Consider the following 18,637-nt stretch of genomic DNA (forward strand, 5'->3'; position numbering starts at 1 on the left):
CATTGATTTTTTAGCTACCCTTTAGAGGTAAGGAATGATAAAATATTGATGTACATCAAATAGTGATAGGTTGTTATGATTTCTGAAAAACCTGCAGCAAAACGAATTCAGTCAGGTGGCTGTGCGATCCATTGTCAAGATTGTAGTATTAGTCAACTGTGCATTCCATTCACTTTGAATGAAGCAGAGCTGGATCAACTTGACCAAATTATTGAGCGTAAAAAACCCATTCAAAAGGGTCAAGAGCTGTTTAAAGCTGGCGATGAACTAAAGTCTCTTTATGCAATTCGCTCTGGAACCATTAAAAGTTACACCATTACAGAACAAGGTGATGAACAGATCACTGCTTTTCATTTAGCAGGCGACCTCGTCGGATTTGATGCTATCACCGACGATGAACACCCAAGTTTTGCTCAAGCACTAGAAACATCAATGGTATGTGAAATACCGTATGAAATTTTAGATGACCTTTCAGGCAAAATGCCAAAGTTACGTCAGCAAATCATGCGTTTGATGTCGAATGAGATTAAAGGTGACCAAGAGATGATTCTCTTGTTGTCGAAAAAGAACGCGGAAGAACGTCTCGCGGCTTTTCTTTATAACCTATCAACTCGCTTCTCTCAACGTGGGTTTAGCCCAAGAGAGTTTCGCCTAACCATGACTCGTGGCGATATTGGTAATTACCTAGGGCTAACGGTAGAAACGATCAGTCGCCTACTCGGTCGCTTTCAGAAGTCAGAAGTGCTGAGTGTGAAAGGTAAATACATCACCATTATTGACCATGATGCCTTAATGGAAATGGCCGGCGTATCTAAAGAGTAGCCTTTCGCTTACTTTCTTGCTTATATAGTGGCTCTTTAATGAGCCACTTCAAATTTCTTCCTCTAACCCCTTACTTTCTCTAAAAAGATTCTTCTAAGTGCGCTAAAGTTAAGTGAACGAAGTTACCATTTTGGTAAGGAGACTCTATGAGCATATATAATAACATTCTCGTCGTTGCTAATTTAAATAGTGAAGAGCAGCCAGCTCTTGTTCGTGCTGTACAGCTTGCAAAGAAAAGCCGCTCAAGAAGTCGGATATCGTTTTTTCTCTCCATCTATGATTTCTCTTACGACATGACATCCATGTTATCTCACGATGAAAGAGACGCCATGCGTCGCGGAGTCATTCAGCAACGTGAAGAGTGGATGAAAACACTTGCGGAACCATTTATTGACGATAGCTTTGATTTGGAAATTAAAGTCGTTTGGCACAATCGCCCTTACGTCGCTATCATCGAAAAAGTATTTGAAGATAGTCACGACATCGTTATCAAAGCGACGCGTAAACATGACATCTTAGAATCTGTTATTTTCACTCCAACAGATTGGCACCTAATCAGAAAATGTCCTGCTCCGGTGTTATTAGTGAAAAACTCAGATTGGCCAGCCAACGCGAATATTGTTGCCTCCGTTCATGTCGGTTCCGAAAATCCAACGCACATTGATCTCAACGATAGCATGATCCAACAACTTGATAGTCTGACCGAGCGTTTAGGGGCAACGGGTTATCTTGTTAACTCCTACCCTGTGACACCCGCTAACATCACAATAGAGTTACCGGAATTTGATCCTGCAACTTATACCGATGCGGTAAGAGGTCACCACCTCACAGCAATGAAAGCGTTACGCCAGAAACACGGTTATGCAGAAGAGCAGACGATTGTAGAGCAAGGGCTACCGGAAGATATTATCCCTGAAGTAGCGAAGAAATTAGATGCTGCAATGGTTATCTTAGGAACAACAGGCCGAACGGGACTGTCTGCCGTTTTCATTGGCAATACTGCTGAGCACGTAATTGACAAAATCAACAGTGATGTTTTAGCACTAAAACCTGACGGTTATATTAGCCCACTGGCACCGAATCCAGAATAACAGTACACGTTGATATACCAGTACACGGAAATTTTACTTGGAGTGTCATTAGATCACTGATAGATAGCAAAAAGCCCCAATCATGGGGCTTTTTTATTGACGACCGTTGGTGACTGAGCTAAAAAATTAAATGTTAGCAACATTGATAAACATCGATTCATCAATGTTTGACGATGAAATTTCAGCCTCATTAAATCCGTATTGAGCGCGTTCCCCTTCTCTATCGATTGGGAGGTTTTCAAAATCAAATAAATCTTTATCAGCCAATTGGCTTGGACTTACGTTTTGAATCGACTTGAAAATCTTTTCAACACGACCCGGTGTTTTCTTATCCCAGTCAATCAGCATAGCTTTAATGCTTTGGCGCTGCAGATTCTCTTGCGAGCCACAAAGATTACATGGAATGATTGGGAATTCTTTATGCTCAGCATACTGAATTAAGTCGGTCTCACGACAATAGGTCAGCGGACGAATGACAACATTTCGTCCATCATCAGAACGAAGTTTAGGCGGCATAGCCTTTAGACGCGCACCGTGGAACATATTTAAAAACATCGTTTCAACAATGTCATCTAGGTGATGACCAAGTGCGATTTTAGTTGCACCAATTTTTTCTGCAAACGAATAAAGAGTGCCACGACGTAAGCGTGAGCATAAGCCACATGTGGTTTTACCTTCAGGGATTTTCTCTTTCACGACTGAATAGGTATCTTTATCAACAATGTAATAAGGAATATTTAGCGTTTCAAAGTACTCAGGCAAAATATGCTCTGGGAAGCCTGGTTGTTTCTGGTCTAAATTGACAGCAACAACATCAAAATGAATCGGCGCCGCTTCTTTCAATCGTAACAAGATATCAAGCATCGCGAATGAGTCTTTACCACCACTGATACATGCCATTACTACATCATTTTCTTCGATCATGTTGTAATCTATGATGGCATTACCAACATTTCTCCTAAGGCGTTTTTGGAGTTTGTTGAATTCAAGTGTTTCTTTTCTGGTATCTTTTTGATTCATTGCGATTTCTCATACTACCGACTTGTTCGACGGCCATGGACCGTCGGATGCGTTATAGGGCGCGGATTATACTTTGTTTTATTGGATGTGAAAACAAGCAAAGCAATAGTAACCCTATCACTTACTTGTTTTATCGGTTAATTAGCTATACCCGTAACAATAAAGATCACCGTTACCACTAATTTGCACTAGGAATGTACGGCAATACTCGGCTAGTTTTAGAAGGGAGTTGCATGTGTCCATTTTTACCTATTTGTTCGAGCAAGACCTGAGCTTTACCATTAACAATCTCGATAAACTCGCCATCAGATAGCTCAATACGTCCATCCGACTGTTCAGCAAACTCTAGAGTAAGTCCAGCAACGTCAGCGGTAAACCAACCAGAAAACATACCACCAAGGTCATTCAGCATCGTCTGCATTTGTGGCAAAAGACTCGCTACATCTTGATAAGACACCTTTCCGGATAGCGGTTCTTTAGTCATTACTACCATAGAAAAGTCACATTGCTTCATTTGTGGCGTGTGTATATAGACTAAAGGGTTTGCTTGCTTTAAGTTGCCATCTAATGGCACCAGTAATTCGTTGTATTCACTGGTTTTTAACTCTTCGTATTTTTCCTCTTTCTCCATCCAAGCTTTTTCGATATTACACAATTGCTGGGTCTGGGCGTCCACAAAGAAGAATCCGACCTTAACGTCTTCATGCCCTTCTTTAATATTATTTTTCATTTGAGAATAGAGTTTCGAATAAGTAAAGCGATATTCTTGTGCTGTTGCAGGCATGGCTAACATACCCGCGAATAGACCAAGTAAGGCTAAATTAGCTACTTTTTTCATAGTTTTATTTTGATATCCAGAATTCTTCATTATGGCGAATCATCGCTTGTAAGTCTTTGACGTATGCCTCACCGCGCTCAGAGTAGCGAAGTAATCCGTTCGTCATCGCGAGTGCGGAGGTTTCCGTTAACAGTGATGCTCCACTTTCCCTCAGCTGTCCGCGAATAGCTCGAAGCTCACTATAGGCATTGTTTCTATTCACATTCATAAAATACCCATGAATAGATTGCTGAGGCGAAGAAAACTTAGCAACCTCATGCGTTTTGCCTTCTCCACGCTGTAGAGGCACTAGACCACATCCGTTGCTATAACACCATTGACCGAAGTAATTGTTCGCCTCTTTTGCAAAGCGAGATGTTCCCCAAGCTGACTCATTTGCCGCCTGAGTTAACACTAAAGACTCGGGCAATACGTCGACCCGTTGCAGAATTTGCTCAATCCACTCGTAGGTTAACTCGGTAGGCTCCAAGTTATACAATCGCCCTATTCGTTTAGAAGTTTCGATTTGCTCTTGGGTAACAGATTGCTCATCAAGTGCCAATTGCAATTGCAAAATACGCTTCCGCTCTTTAACAACTCGTGCATTTTCAATGGCTACGCCGGGTCTTAGGTAATCAAAAAAAGTTTGTTTCTTTTGTTTAATATCAGTAATAGCGCCAATGTCAGGTGGAGAATCAGAGATTGGCGTTAGTGCTAGCCCTGAAACATCACTGTCGTCGTAGTTTTCATTATCTTGATTAAGATACCAAAAAGTACTGCCCGAAAGCAGCACGGCTGCTGCCACTAACTTGTGCGTCTTACGCATCGAAAACCTCAGGGTTCTTGTTCGGTTTATCGTTATTACTGTTATGATCATTATCGCGTGGTGGAGTACCTTGATCACCATCGGAATCATCATCGGAATCATCATCTTGATTGGCAGTTATTTGCAGTTTAATACCAAACATTTCACGATATAGAATACCTTTTACGTGGAAGAAAAATGGTAAGACAAAAATCAACCCTATACCGTAAAACATGGCACCAACGATAAACATCAACATCATCACGCTATAAATACCGGCCAGAACGAAAATCTTTTTGTTTACAGCACGCAATGAAAGCAAGAGCGATTGCATTGGCGCAATACGTTTTTCACAAATAAGCAATATTGACTGGCTAAACGCGAGCGAAAGATACATTGAAATGAAAGGCAACATCATCCCAACAACACCTTGCAGTACAAGGCTTGCTAAGGTTGCAATAATAACGGGTACAGTAAATTGTAAGCCTTTGGCAATATGACGAGATTTTGTTGTTAAACCACATGCATGACTCATCGCCATTAATGACACGCTGGCATAAAATGGTGCGCTTACAACTTCATAGCTAAAGTTGGCAACAAAAATTGCCTGAAAGATTCGCTCATCAAGTAACGATGGATCCGCAAAGGCTTGTAAGATAAGGCTAGGATCACCAAGTTGAAGTTTTAACGCGACATAAAAGATACCTAACTGAACAAAAATAAGGGCGATGATCGCCGGAGAAAACGACATGAAATGTTTCATGGTTTGCTTCCATGCTTCTTGAAATATCTCGCCAGCTTTCAGTTCATACTGACCCGATACAGCGCGCTCAATACTGCCACCTAAATTGAAGTCTCTTTCAAAATCATTTTTCATAGTTTTTCCATGTCACACTTAAGAATGCGAACGTCTATTTTTCCGTTAAAAAGGCTGCGCCATTATAGCGGTATCACGCAATGATTATCACGCTAATAAGCTTGCTTTATTATCTTTTTGGATAATAATTAACCACTTGATAAGGTGAATTTTTCATCTTGAAGCTTTCTGAAACAAGTATGGTAAATAATGTTTACTTTTACCTGCGAAATTTTTTTTGTTTCAAGATAAAAAGTGCTTTGATTTCACCCCATTGGTGATTATGATGCGCGCCTTAATCGTGTATCGCAACAGGCCAAGAAAAACCAAACGGCCAAGGTGGAGATAAGCAGACATTGAACGCTAAACAATCAGTAGGAACACCAGTCGTACAGCTATCTGGTGTAAGTAAAAGTTTCGATGGTAAGGAAATCATCGCAAATCTAGACTTAAACGTTAATCATGGTGAGTTTCTCACTATCTTAGGTCCTTCAGGTTGCGGTAAAACTACCGTACTTAGAATGATTGCAGGCTTTGAAACCGTAGATAACGGCTCGATTAGCCTTGCAGACCAAGATGTCACCGAAGTTCCTGCTGAGCAAAGGCATGTCAATACCGTCTTCCAAAGCTACGCCCTATTCCCTCACATGACAGTGTTTGAAAACGTCGCGTTTGGCTTACGTATGCAAAAAGTACCAAGTGCAGAGATTGAACCACGAGTGACAGAAGCGCTCAAAATGGTTCGATTGGAAAAAATGGCGCAACGCAAGCCTCATCAACTTTCAGGTGGTCAACAGCAACGTATCGCGATTGCGCGAGCGGTAGTGAATAAGCCAAAAGTATTATTACTCGATGAATCTTTGTCAGCGCTTGATTACAAGCTACGCAAGCAAATGCAAATTGAGCTTAAACAATTACAACGTCAGCTAGGCATTACCTTTATCTTCGTCACACACGACCAAGAAGAAGCGCTATCCATGTCTGACCGTATCATTGTTATGCGCGATGGTGTGATCGAACAAGACGGGTCACCACGTGAAATCTACGAAGAGCCTAAAAATCTGTTCGTGGCGCGTTTTATCGGTGAAATCAATGTCTTTAATGCGATCGTCAATCAACGTATTGATGACAAGCGTATTCAAGCAATGATTGAAGGCCAAGAGTGCATAGTTTATCACGATCAGCCTTGCGTAGACGGTGAGAAGCTACAAGTACTACTTCGCCCAGAAGATTTACGAATCGAAGAAATCAAAGAGTCAGAAACCAAAGGTATTGTTGGCCACGTAGCCGAACGTACCTACAAAGGCATGACGCTGGATTCGGTAGTAGAGCTTGAATCTGGAATGCGCGTAATGGTCAGTGAATTCTTTAATGAAGATGATCCTGATGTTGACCACTCTTTGGGTCAAAAAGTTGCCGTTACTTGGGTTGAAAGCTGGGAAGTGGTATTAAAAGATGAGCAAGAAATTTAATTTACAAAATGCCATCATCACATTAATCGTTGGCTGGTTAGTACTGTTTGTATTGATCCCCAATGTGATGATCATTGGCACAAGCTTTTTAACTAGAGACGAAGCTAATCTCATTGAGATGACGTTTACGCTTAACAACTACGCCCGTTTGTTGGACCCTTTGTACGCCAAAGTGGTCATGCACTCGTTCTATATGGCAATCGTTGCGACCTTAATTTGTCTTGTTATTGGCTACCCGTTTGCCTATATCGTTGCAAAGATGCCAGAAAAATGGCGTCCTTTTATGCTGTTTCTCGTCATTGTTCCGTTTTGGACTAACTCTCTAATTCGAACCTATGGCTTGAAAATTGTTCTCGGAACTCAGGGCATATTAAATAAAGGCCTGCTAGCACTGGATATCATCGATAAGCCGCTACGTATTATGTATACGGAAACAGCTGTCATGATCGGTTTAGTCTACATTTTGCTACCTTTTATGATTCTCCCCCTCTACTCGGCACTAGAGAAGTTGGATCATACCTACATCGAAGCGGCAAAAGATTTGGGTGCAAGTAAATGGCAAACTATTACTAAAGTGATTTTACCTTTGACGATGCCGGGTATTATTGGTGGTTGCTTGTTGGTGCTATTGCCAGCATTAGGCATGTTCTATATTGCCGATTTGCTTGGTGGTGCGAAAAACCTACTCATTGGTAACGTGATTAAGAGCCAGATTCTCAACGCAAGGGATTGGCCATTTGGTGCCGCAACCAGTATCGCCCTAACAACAGCTATGGCTGTTATGCTCTATGCCTACTATCGAGCAGGTAAATTATTAAACCGTAAAGTGGAGCTCGAATAATGGGTCGCACTGCTAAATTTGGTTTCATGACATTAGTTTATGCATTTTTGTACTTACCAATCATTGTCTTGATTGCTAACTCCTTTAATGCCAATAAATTCGGTATGAAATGGGGTGGTCTCACGACGAAGTGGTATCACGCACTGTTCAATAACGACAGCCTTATGCAAGCGGCTTGGCATTCAATTAATGTCGCCGTGTTTTCCGCGACAGCAGCGACGTTAATTGGCAGTTTGACTGCGGTGGCATTGTTTCGCTATCAATTTAAAGGCAAACAAGCGGTAAGTGGCTTATTGTTTATCGTTATGATGTCCCCTGACATCGTGATGGCGATTTCATTACTCGCTATATTCTTGGTAATGGGCGTTCAACTTGGTTTCTTTACCCTGTTGGTTGCGCATATCACGTTTTGCTTGCCGTTTGTCGTTGTCACTGTCTATAGCCGTTTAAAAGGCTTCGACGTCAAAATGTTAGAAGCGGCAAAAGATCTTGGCGCAAGTGAATGGACCATCCTAAAGCAAATTATTCTTCCACTGGCTAAGCCAGCAGTGGCTGGCGGTTGGTTGCTAAGTTTTACATTATCTCTTGATGATGTCATTGTGAGCTCGTTTGTTACTGGGCCGACTTACGAAATTTTACCGCTGAAGATCTACTCTATGGTTAAGGTTGGTATTTCTCCGGAGGTCAATGCCCTAGCAACCATCATGCTCATTGTGTCGCTGGCTTTGGTCATGACTTCGCAATTTCTTGCGCGTGAAAAAATTAAGTAATGTGTCGTCAAATTTAAAGTGAGAGCAGAGTGACGCCGTCACTCTGCTTTTTTTATCTATGCCATTATGGCAGCGTTTGTTTGGAGCTTACGTCAATGAAAAAATGGGCTACTTTATTAGCTGGTAGTGCATGTGCACTTTCTCTTGCATCAGGCATGGTTAGTGCAAAAGAGCAACAATTAGTATTCATGAACTGGGGACCGTACATCAACAGTAACATCCTCGAGCAGTTCACTGAAGAAACCGGTATAAAGGTCATCTATTCGACTTATGAGTCTAATGAGACGCTTTATGCTAAGTTGAAGACACACAATAAAGGTTACGATCTTGTCGTTCCGTCTACCTACTTCGTAGCGAAAATGCGCGATGAAGGCATGCTACAAAAAATCGATAAGAGTAAACTTAGCAACTTTGGTAACCTTGATAGCAATTATCTAGACAAACCGTATGACCCGAATAACGATTATTCGATTCCTCACGTTGTCGCGATTACTGGCTTGGCGGTGAATACCGACATGTATGATCCCAATGACTTTACTAGCTGGGCCGATTTGTGGAAGCCTGAGTTAGAAGGTCAGCTTATGATGATGGACGATACGCGTGAGGTGTTCCATATTGCCTTACGTAAACTGGGTTATTCTGGTAATACAACGGATCAAGCTCAAATTGATGAGGCGTACGCTGAACTTCAAAAACTAATGCCAAACGTATTAGTGTTTAATTCAGATAACCCAGGTTCCCCGTACATGTCAGGAGAAGTGGGCTTAGGTATGTTATGGAACGGATCTGCTGCTGCTGCGCAAAAAGAAGGCGTGCCTTTACAACTTGTTTTCCCTAAAGAAGGTGGCATAGGCTGGGTTGATAACTTCGCTATCAGCTCAGGAGCAGCTAACGTTGATGCGGCTCACAAGATGATTGATTTCTTACTGCGTCCAGAAATTGCAGAACAAATCTCAAATGACACCGGTTATTTAACGGCAGTAAAGGCCTCAAATGACAAGTTTAAACATGAACCCGCTCTGTTCCCTTCTCAGGAAGATTTAGACCGTGTTGAATGGCAAGATTCAGTTGGCGACAAAACCGTCGCTTACGAAGATTATTTCATGAAGCTCAAAGCTGGACAGTAGTTTCACTACTTCCCTACTAAAAGGTGGCATCTGCCACCTTTTTTATTTGAAAGATCCCTTATAACCTTCCAAACGTTTATTTTTTGTAAACAGCCACATAGAGATATCTCTCAATCACTGATATAATCTTGTGACTTACGTCAAATTATTTATGGCGTCCAAAGTCATTTGATTTTGCTTGCTAAAACATCATCAAATTGTCATGCCTTCTATGGCTCTTTGTTAATAAAATACAAACGGAAAAGTAATGAAAAGCAAACTGTATGCTAGCGCCCTTTGTGCGGCGACTCTCTTCACTACCCCGGCGTTTGCTGCCAACGAAGAACTCTATTTCTACAACTGGTCTGAATACATTCCAAGTGAAGTTTTAGAGGACTTTACTAAAGAAACAGGGATTAAAGTCATCTATTCAACCTACGAGTCTAACGAAAGCATGTATGCTAAGTTAAAAACTCAAGGCTCAGGTTATGATCTAGTGGTTCCTTCAACGTATTTCGTTTCAAAGATGCGTAAAGAAGGCATGCTGCAACAAATCGATAAAGAGCAGCTATCACATTTTCAAGATCTCGATGCCAATTACTTAGACAAGCCTTTCGACCCGGATAACAACTTTTCTATCCCTTACATTTGGGGTGCAACGGGCATTGGTGTCAATACCGACATGCTTGATAAGTCTGCAGTTAAGAGCTGGGATGACTTGTGGGACCAGAAGTGGGAAGGTCAGCTAATGATGATGGATGACTCTCGTGAAGTCTTCCATATCGCGCTAACAAAACTGGGTTATTCTCCAAACACAACAAATCCAGAAGAGATAAAAGCGGCTTACGAAGAACTGCGCAAACTGGTTCCGAATGTACTGGTATTTAACTCAGATTTCCCAGCTAACCCATACTTAGCTGGTGAGGTATCTTTGGGTATGCTTTGGAATGGTTCAGCTTACATGGCTCGTCAAGAAGGTGCATCAATTGAAATTGTTTGGCCTGAAAAAGGCACGATTTTTTGGATGGATAGCCTAGCAATTCCATCTGGTGCGAAGAATGTCGAAGCCGCTCACAAGATGATCGACTTCCTACTTCGCCCAGAAAATGCGGCGAAAATTGCATTGGAAATTGGTTACCCAACGCCAGTCAAGACGGCTTATCCACTGCTACCAAAAGAGTTCGCCGAAGACAAAAATGTCTTCCCACCACAAGAGGTGATGGATTCAGGTACGTGGCAAGATGAAGTTGGTGAAGCTGGTGCACTTTACGAAGAATACTTCCAAAAGCTTAAAGTTGACAATTAAGCTCGGCTAGCGTGAATAATAGGGCTACGAGTATTACGACTACCCTATTTACTCTAAATCAAAAGCCCTCATTTTTTGAGGGCTTTTTGTTATCAACGATAACGAGTTGATGACAGGTGTGAAATCCTGTTGTATTACAATGACGTCTCTTGGTCTTGAGTTTGCAATGCCAGTAGTTCTTTAACTAACTTCGGCACTTCTATACTGGCTTTACCGTACCGTTTTTCTTCAAATTCACTTTGAACGGCACTTGGCTCAAGGTTAATTTCAATAGTATGAGCACCATGCATTTTTGCATCATGTACAAAACCGGCGGCTGGGTACACTACACCCGAGGTGCCGATAGAAATAAACAGGTCAGCCGCCTCTAATGCTGAATAGATGTCCCCCATCTTTAACGGCATCTCTCCAAACCAAACAATGTGAGGGCGAATCTGGCTAGGTAATTGGCAGCAATGACATAAATCACCCGTAACGATATCGTCTTTCATGTCGATCACCTGCCCTGATTCTGAGCATCGGGCCTTTAGTAGTTCCCCATGCATATGAATGACATTATCGCTACCGCCCCGTTCATGAAGGTTATCGATATTTTGTGTGATGACTGTGACGCAGCCATTAAGGTCGCGCTCAAGTTGACCTAGTGCGATATGAGCTGCATTGGGAAGAATGCTCGGTTGTTGTAGTTTTTTGCGCCTTTGATTATAAAAGCTTTGAACCAAATTAGGATCACGAACAAAGCCTTCCGGCGTCGCCACATCTTCAATTCTATGATTTTCCCACAATCCGTCTTGCGTCCGAAAAGTTTGTATTCCCGATTCTGCTGAGATACCCGCACCTGTTAATACCACAATATTTTTATAAGGGAAGTTCATAAACCATCCTTGTTCTGACGTAAGCTATACCACAAGAATAACATGGATTACTGTGGGCAACCGAGTTTTGACACTTAGACCATAGTCTAATGCCTTTGATTTAAAAGCATTATTTGGGTGCTTTTTAGCAATTTTGTGAACGATTAAACAGTACGTACAATAGAACCCAAAAGAGGTGTCGATAGACACCTCTCTTGGGTTGATTACGTATGATGATTCGCTAACCTAGTCCTCATTAGTCGATGAAATTTTGTGGATAGCTAAATCTGCGCCATTAAACTCATCTTCCTCAGATAGCCTTAGACCCGTGACCTTGTCTAATACACCATAAACTATTAGCGCTCCGATAAGTGCTATAGCGATTCCTGCAAGCGTACCGACCAATTGCGCGGCAAAGCTCACGCCCCCTAACCCGCCTAGCGCACTTTGACCAAATATGCCTGCAGCAATACCGCCCCAAGCACCACATAAGCCATGTAGTGGCCATACACCCAATACATCGTCAATTTTTGTTTTATTTTGCAGGTAGGTAAATGCCCAAACAAACAGAGCACCTGCAATTGAACCTGTGATCAGAGCACCAATGGGATGCATTAGATCAGAGCCCGCACAAATTGCAACGAGACCCGCGAGTGGACCATTATGAATAAACCCAGGGTCGTTTTTCCCAACGATAAGCGCCGCTAATATACCACCAACCATCGCCATTAAAGAGTTCATGGCTACAAGCCCACTGATACCCTCGAGCGCTTGGGCGGACATAACATTAAATCCGAACCAGCCGACACTCAATATCCATGCCCCTAAAGCTAAGAACGGAATATTGGATGGTGCAAAGTTTGTATGTTTACCTGCGCGAATACGGCCTTTTCTCATCCCTAAAAATATAACCGCGACTAACGCTATCCAGCCACCTACACCATGCACCACGACAGAACCTGCGAAGTCATGGAACCCGGCGCCAAATGTGGTTTCTAGCCACCCTTGAAACCCAAAGTTACCATTCCAAATAATACCTTCAAACAATGGGTACACTAAGCCAACCGTAAAAAACGTCGCTAACAGGATTGGATAGAATCGAGCGCGCTCCGCGATACCTCCCGAGACAATTGCCGGTATAGCGGCTGCAAATGTTAGCAAGAAGAAGAATTTAACCAATTCATAGCCATTACCTTGTGATAGTGTTTCTGCATCGGCAAAGAATGTGCCTCCATAAGCAACCCAGTACCCAATAAAGAAATAGGCAATGGCTGAAACACCAAAATCAGCAAGTATTTTTACCAACGCATTAACTTGGTTTTTATGTCTTACGGTTCCTACTTCAAGAAAAGCGAAGCCGGCGTGCATTAAAAATACCATGATCGCGCCTAATAATAAGAAGAGCGTGTCTGAGCTTTGTGTGAGCGTTTGTACAGCGCCATGTACCTGTTCTACCGAAGGGGTCATGTATCGATTACTCCTTTAAACCACATTTCCATGTAAAGCATCATCATTGTGCTTCATAACATTTCCATCACACCAAGTTGGTGCTTTGAATTCTCATGGCTTGATAACAGCAAGAACTATTCCAAGAAACACAACCTTGACTAATCGCAGTAACACACTAATAACACTGAGTTTTAATTTGGAACATTCAGTCAACTCGCTATCGAAGTTATGATTGGTTGCACCATGTTAGTGATAAGCACTAAACTTGTGCGCACCAAGATGTTGCGACCTGGTTAATGTGGCATGTCGTAATGGAAGCATATCAAAGACACTTGAACATGCTGGTAGTATATGCGGGACAAAAGAAAGCCCATGTGTCTTACAACATGGGCTTAGCGACTTTTACAGCGTTAACTGGCTGCGTTTATTGCGTCGTATCAATCAGTTGAGGACCTTTATCAAACGTCATCGGAATATTACGCTTAAGCATATCCATTCCCTTGAACATACGGATTATCCACACGATAATCGCAACCGCTGCAAACACCATCCCTACATATGGAATAACGTTGGCAATTTGATCAATCCATGTCGCTTTATACCAGTAATGGGTCACGCCTTTCAGTAATCCATTCGAGGTGGCAACGGTAACGATTAAAACGACAAAGAAGGTTAGGTTTAGAAAAAACGTCCTAATTAGTCCGTAATAATGTGAGTTGACGACATCTGTATCCTCACCTTTATCCAATCGATAGCCTGCGTAAACAATAGCTATAACGCCTGAGATAAGTAAAGTAAAGGGCGTAAAGAGGCTTAAGATGTACGCAACCCAAATGCCTTTATGTTGTTGCTGCATAATAGTCGATACTCCCTTAAGTCAGCTTACTGTCGGATTGAGTCTTCGTAGACGTTGAATCAGCGTTCGGTGCCGAATTTACTTCTTCGTTGTCTGCGTTTTGCACTTCCTCAAACCACAAATCATGATGTTCTTTCGCCCATGTTTCATCAACTTCACCAGTAACCATGCCTTCTAGTGCACCTTCCATACCAAAAAGCCCGATATAAATATGGAACACAAAACCACAAATCAAAATCAATGCAGAGAACATATGCACTAAATTCGACAGCTCCATATCACGGCGAGTTTGTCCGAAAATTGGGAAATCGAGGACTAAGCCACTGACGGCCGCTACCGCACCAAAACAGATAAGTAACCAATAAATCGCTTTTTCCCCACCATTTGAAAACCCAGCAGATGGATGCGACCCTTTGTGCTTACCAACCATGCCTCCAAGCTTCATAAACCACTGCACGTCGGTCTTATCAAAGATGGATTTTCGCCACCATTTGATTAGAACCGCGAAAAGTAGAATGAAGAATAGCGGGCCCACATAGTTATGGTATTGCTTGGCAATATAAATGGTCCACCCCCAAAGTTCTGTTGGAACATAGGGCTTCATAAAGTGTTTACCGTAGACCAGCATCAGTCCACTAAATGCAAGAGTCAAAAAGGTAAATGCCATACTCCAGTGAAGGGCACGATCCATTCTAGACCAACGCTTCACTTTTTTGCCTGTTCGTGCAGCGCTTAGCTTCAGTGGTCCAACGATGAAGTACATAAGCACCACCATCGAGATACTACCGAAAATCGCTACCGCTGCCGCAGGAGACATCCATTTCTCTTTTAAAATGAACCAAGTTTCACCCGGAGTACTAATCAATACTCCGTGCTCTGGAGAGCCAGACGTCGTCGTCCCTTCTACTCCATCTTTAACTGCACGCCAATAATCGGCACCAGCCAACTGGACCATTTCACTTTGCACTACTTTGTCATTCTTGCTCTCTTCTGCTTGTACTCCAAACGACAAGGTCAGCAGTAATGCTGCCAATATAGGCAGCATTGCAAGAGCTTGGTTTCTAAGCGTACTTAGCATACGTGTCTCCATTAGCTCTTGGTTGCATCGTAAGACAGGTCGTGACCGTCGCTCCAACCTGCATTTTTTGCTCCACGCTCTACCACACGTTGACGGAATATGTCAGAGACTTTCTCTGCATCCCCGGCCAGCAGTGCTTTTGTTGAACATAACGAAGCACACATCGGCAGTTTACCTTCAGCAATACGGTTTGCACCGTATTTAGCGCGTTCTTCTTCTGAATTATCTTCAGTTTCAGGACCGCCCGCACAGAACGTACACTTGTCCATCTTGCCACGCTCACCAAACGAAGCTTGTTTAGGGAACTGTGGAGCACCAAATGGGCAAGCAAATAAGCAATAACCGCAACCAATACAGAGATCTTTATTGTGAAGCACAATACCGTCCTCTGTATGCTCAAAACAATCAGCTGGACAGACCGCCATACAAGGCGCATCCGTACAGTGCATACAAGCAACGGAGATTGAGTTTTCACCCGGTTCGCCATCATTTAATGTCACTACTCGGCGGCGTTGGATACCCCACTCAAGCGCTTCATCGTTTTCGTTTTTACATGCTGTGACACAGCCGTTACAGTCAATACAACGTTTGGTGTCACAAAGGAATTTCATTCTAGCCATGTTATGACTCCTTACGCTTTCTTGATATTACAGAGGGTGACTTTAGTTTCTTGCATCTGCGTGACCGGATCATAACCGTAGGTGGTCGCAGTATTTGCCGCTTCGCCTAACACATAAGGATCGCTACCCTCAGGGTATTTAGAACGAAGATCTTCACCTTGGAATTTTCCACCAAAGTGGAAAGGAATGAACGCTAATCCCGGTTTAACACGTCGCGTCACGAGCGCTTTCACCTTAATTCGGCCCTTCTCTGCACCTTCAACCCAAACCATGTCGCCGTCTTTAAAGCCAATGTCATTGGCATCTTTCGGGTTAACTTCTACAAACATTTCTCGTTGTAGCTCGGCAAGCCAAGGGTTAGAGCGCGTTTCTTCACCACCACCTTCATATTCAACCAAGCGTCCAGAGGTCAATACAATTGGATATTCGCCAGATTTATCTTGATCTTGAATTGACTTATAAAGCGTTGGTAAACGATAAATCGATTCACTGTCATCCCAGGTAGGATAATCCACAACCAGATCACGTCGTGGTGTGTAGAGTGGCTCACGATGCAACGGGACTTTATCTGGGAAAGTCCAAACAATCGCACGAGCTTTCGCATTACCAAATGGCATACAGCCATGAAGTACAGCGACACGTTGAATACCGCCTGACAAGTCTGTTTTCCAGTTTTTACCTTCCGCTGCGGCTTGTTCTTCAGGGGTCAAATCCCCCCACCAACCAAGCTGTTTAATTAGCTTATCAGTAAACTCTGGGTAGCCATCTTCAATTTCACAGCCAACAGAATAGCTATCTTCAGCCAGCAGATTATTTCCTTCATACTCAACACCAAATCGCGCACGGAAGTTACCGCCGCCAAGTGCGACCGGCTTTGATGTGTCATAGAGAATATGTGTGCCAGGGTGTTTCATTTCTGGCGTACCCCAACATGGCCAAGGTAAACCATACGTTTCACCATTGGCGACACCACCTTCGGCTTCTAGGCTAGTTTTATTGAAAATATGCCAGTTTTGTTGATGCGCTTTTAAACGTTCTGGACTTTGTCCTGTATAACCTATCGTCCACATACCTTTGTTAAATTCACGGGTAATGTCTTCAATCAAAGGTTGGTTATTTTCAACGCTAATGTTTTTGAATAGCTGATCAGAAAAGCCCAACTTTTTCGTTAAAAGGTACATGATTTCGTGATCGGGTTTAGAGTCAAACAACGGTTCAATGACTTGATCTCGCCATTGAATAGAGCGGTTTGATGCCGTCACCGAGCCATACGTTTCAAACTGAGTGGTTGCAGGAAGTAAATACACGCCGTCAGTTCGATCGTTCATCACCGCCGCAACTGTTGGGTATGGATCAACAATCACCATCATGTCTAACTTCGACATGGCCTTTTTCATTTCTACGCCACGGGTTTGCGAGTTAACCGCATGTCCCCAATAGAACATGGCGCGTATATTGTCGTTTTGTTCAATATTGTCTTTGTTTTCTAGTACACCATCGATCCAACGAGAAACCGGAATACCCATGTTATTCATCGGTTTCTTACCACGATATTCGTTTGGATCGAAACGTCCTTTGACCCACTCGAAATCGACATCCCAAACTTTAGCCCAATGCTTCCAAGAGCCTTCAGCCAAACCGTAATAACCCGGGAGTGTATGAGAAAGTACGCCTAAATCCGTCGCACCTTGTACGTTATCGTGCCCACGGAATATGTTGGCTCCACCACCTGACTTACCAATATTGCCAAGCGCTAACTCAAGCACACAGTAAGCACGGGTGTTGTTATTACCTGTGGTGTGTTGCGTACCACCCATACACCAAATAATGCTGCCTGGACGGTTGTCAGCAAGAAGTTTAGCGGCTTTATAGACATCAGCTTCGCTAACACCAGTAACACGTTCAACTTCTTTTGGATTCCAGTTAGCCACTTCTTTGCGAATCTCGTCCATCCCGAACACACGCTGGCGAATAAACTCCTGATCTTCCCATTTATTCGCAAAAATGTGCCATAACAAGCCCCATACAAAGGCCACATCGGTCCCCGGTCTTAGGGAACAGTAATGATCAGATTTCGCTGCGGTACGCGTACGTCTTGGATCAGCAACAACGATCTTACAACCGTTTTTCTCTTTCGCGATCAGGATGTGCTGCATTGCAACAGGATGAGCTTCCGCAGGGTTTGAACCAATGAACAGCATAGACTTACAGTTATGCATATCATTGAAAGAGTTCGTCATTGCCCCGTAACCCCATGTATTAGCAACACCGGATACTGTAGTCGAGTGACAAATACGTGCTTGGTGGTCGACATTATTGGTGCCCCAAAGAGACGCCATTTTTCTGAACATATACGCTTGTTCATTGTTGTGCTTAGCGCTGCCCAGCCAATAAACGGAATCGGGTCCTGATTCTTCGCGGATTTCTAAGACTTTACTTCCAATCTCTTCGATCGCTTCATCCCACGTCAGCTTTTTCCATTTACCGCCTTCAAGCTTCATTGGATATTTAAGGCGTCGTTCGCCGTGTCCGTGCTCACGTAAAGCTGCCCCTTTTGCACAATGTCCGCCAGCATTAAATGGGTGGTCAAATGCGGGCTCTTGCCCGGTCCACACACCATTTTGAACTTCAGCATAGACACCGCAACCTACGGAACAGTGTGAACAAATTGTTCGTCTCACTTCGGTTTTCGCTTCAGGATCAACAGCCTTGGCTTCTGCCTTCTTGATCATACCTGGAGCAAATACATACGCGCCAGCGGCTACACCACCTGCTGCAAGCGTGGAGCTGCGCATAAACGTTCGGCGACTAATGCCTAGCTTGTTTTCATTTTTGCTCACTGTATTGGAGCGTTTAGTCAGTTTCATTGGTTCG

At 43.1% G+C, this 18,637-nt stretch carries 17 protein-coding genes; 7 read left to right on the forward strand and 10 right to left on the reverse strand.

Annotated elements, in window-relative coordinates:
* Positions 1 to 75: 75 nt before the first annotated feature.
* The gene (gene fnr / locus L4D74_RS12630; RefSeq protein WP_102470720.1) at positions 76 to 822 is read left to right on the forward strand and encodes a fumarate/nitrate reduction transcriptional regulator Fnr; all 747 of its coding nucleotides are present in this window, start codon (positions 76 to 78) and stop codon (positions 820 to 822) included.
* Between the two features lie 146 nt (positions 823 to 968).
* Entirely contained in the window at positions 969 to 1,913 is a 945-nt protein-coding gene (gene uspE / locus L4D74_RS12635; protein WP_428752435.1) for a universal stress protein UspE, read from the forward strand.
* Between the two features lie 126 nt (positions 1,914 to 2,039).
* Here the strand turns inward: uspE and ttcA are convergent, their stop codons facing one another.
* The 4 genes from ttcA to L4D74_RS12655 form a co-directional block, all read right to left on the reverse strand.
* Positions 2,040 to 2,933 carry a tRNA 2-thiocytidine(32) synthetase TtcA gene (gene ttcA / locus L4D74_RS12640; RefSeq protein WP_428752436.1) on the reverse strand — a complete coding sequence of 298 codons (894 nt, stop codon included), beginning with the start codon at positions 2,931 to 2,933 and terminating at the stop codon, positions 2,040 to 2,042.
* A gap of 178 nt (positions 2,934 to 3,111) precedes the next feature.
* Positions 3,112 to 3,771, reverse strand: coding sequence for a DUF2987 domain-containing protein (locus L4D74_RS12645; RefSeq protein WP_428752437.1), 660 nt, complete (start codon positions 3,769 to 3,771; stop codon positions 3,112 to 3,114).
* A 4-nt stretch (positions 3,772 to 3,775) separates the two neighbouring features.
* Complete coding sequence (locus L4D74_RS12650) at positions 3,776 to 4,576, reverse strand: glucosaminidase domain-containing protein (protein WP_428752438.1); 801 nt, start codon at positions 4,574 to 4,576, stop codon at positions 3,776 to 3,778.
* Positions 4,569 to 5,432 (reverse strand): DUF2189 domain-containing protein, encoded by an 864-nt coding sequence (locus tag L4D74_RS12655; RefSeq protein WP_428752439.1) that lies wholly within the window; start codon positions 5,430 to 5,432, stop codon positions 4,569 to 4,571. The genes L4D74_RS12650 and L4D74_RS12655 overlap by 8 nt, the downstream gene beginning before the upstream one ends.
* 335 nt (positions 5,433 to 5,767) lie before the next feature.
* Between L4D74_RS12655 and potA the strand changes: the two genes are divergently transcribed.
* The 5 genes from potA to L4D74_RS12680 all read left to right on the forward strand — a co-directional run bounded on the left by potA (position 5,768) and on the right by L4D74_RS12680 (position 10,906).
* On the forward strand, positions 5,768 to 6,883 hold the full coding sequence (gene potA, locus L4D74_RS12660; RefSeq protein ID WP_428752440.1) for a spermidine/putrescine ABC transporter ATP-binding protein PotA: 1,116 nt from the start codon (positions 5,768 to 5,770) through the stop codon (positions 6,881 to 6,883).
* Entirely contained in the window at positions 6,867 to 7,724 is an 858-nt protein-coding gene (potB, locus tag L4D74_RS12665) for a spermidine/putrescine ABC transporter permease PotB (RefSeq protein WP_428752441.1), read from the forward strand. Before potA ends, potB begins: the two co-directional genes overlap by 17 nt.
* Positions 7,724 to 8,494: a spermidine/putrescine ABC transporter permease PotC gene (gene potC / locus L4D74_RS12670; protein WP_428752442.1), complete on the forward strand. Its 771-nt coding sequence runs from the start codon at positions 7,724 to 7,726 to the stop codon at positions 8,492 to 8,494. Before potB ends, potC begins: the two co-directional genes overlap by 1 nt.
* A 95-nt stretch (positions 8,495 to 8,589) precedes the next feature.
* Positions 8,590 to 9,621, forward strand: coding sequence for an extracellular solute-binding protein (locus L4D74_RS12675; RefSeq protein WP_428752443.1), 1,032 nt, complete (start codon positions 8,590 to 8,592; stop codon positions 9,619 to 9,621).
* A 247-nt stretch (positions 9,622 to 9,868) separates the two neighbouring features.
* On the forward strand, positions 9,869 to 10,906 hold the full coding sequence (locus L4D74_RS12680; protein ID WP_428752444.1) for an extracellular solute-binding protein: 1,038 nt from the start codon (positions 9,869 to 9,871) through the stop codon (positions 10,904 to 10,906).
* A gap of 134 nt (positions 10,907 to 11,040) precedes the next feature.
* On the opposite strand, the gene cobB is transcribed toward L4D74_RS12680, so the two are convergent.
* The 6 genes from cobB to L4D74_RS12710 form a co-directional block, all read right to left on the reverse strand.
* Positions 11,041 to 11,781, reverse strand: coding sequence for a Sir2 family NAD+-dependent deacetylase (gene cobB / locus L4D74_RS12685; RefSeq protein WP_428752445.1), 741 nt, complete (start codon positions 11,779 to 11,781; stop codon positions 11,041 to 11,043).
* A gap of 225 nt (positions 11,782 to 12,006) precedes the next feature.
* A complete protein-coding gene (locus tag L4D74_RS12690) occupies positions 12,007 to 13,227 on the reverse strand; it encodes an ammonium transporter (RefSeq protein WP_428752446.1) in 1,221 nt (406 codons plus the stop codon).
* Between the two features lie 406 nt (positions 13,228 to 13,633).
* Positions 13,634 to 14,065, reverse strand: coding sequence for a hypothetical protein (locus L4D74_RS12695; RefSeq protein ID WP_428752447.1), 432 nt, complete (start codon positions 14,063 to 14,065; stop codon positions 13,634 to 13,636).
* Between the two features lie 16 nt (positions 14,066 to 14,081).
* Entirely contained in the window at positions 14,082 to 15,143 is a 1,062-nt protein-coding gene (locus L4D74_RS12700; RefSeq protein WP_428752448.1) for a formate dehydrogenase subunit gamma, read from the reverse strand.
* 11 nt (positions 15,144 to 15,154) lie between these two features.
* On the reverse strand, positions 15,155 to 15,763 hold the full coding sequence (gene fdh3B / locus L4D74_RS12705) for a formate dehydrogenase FDH3 subunit beta (protein WP_265677060.1): 609 nt from the start codon (positions 15,761 to 15,763) through the stop codon (positions 15,155 to 15,157).
* A gap of 11 nt (positions 15,764 to 15,774) precedes the next feature.
* Entirely contained in the window at positions 15,775 to 18,630 is a 2,856-nt protein-coding gene (locus tag L4D74_RS12710) for a formate dehydrogenase subunit alpha (protein ID WP_428752449.1), read from the reverse strand.
* Positions 18,631 to 18,637 lie beyond the last annotated feature (7 nt).

This window comes from Vibrio cionasavignyae, from assembly GCF_050337155.1.
Lineage (GTDB): Bacteria > Pseudomonadota > Gammaproteobacteria > Enterobacterales > Vibrionaceae > Vibrio > Vibrio nomapromontoriensis.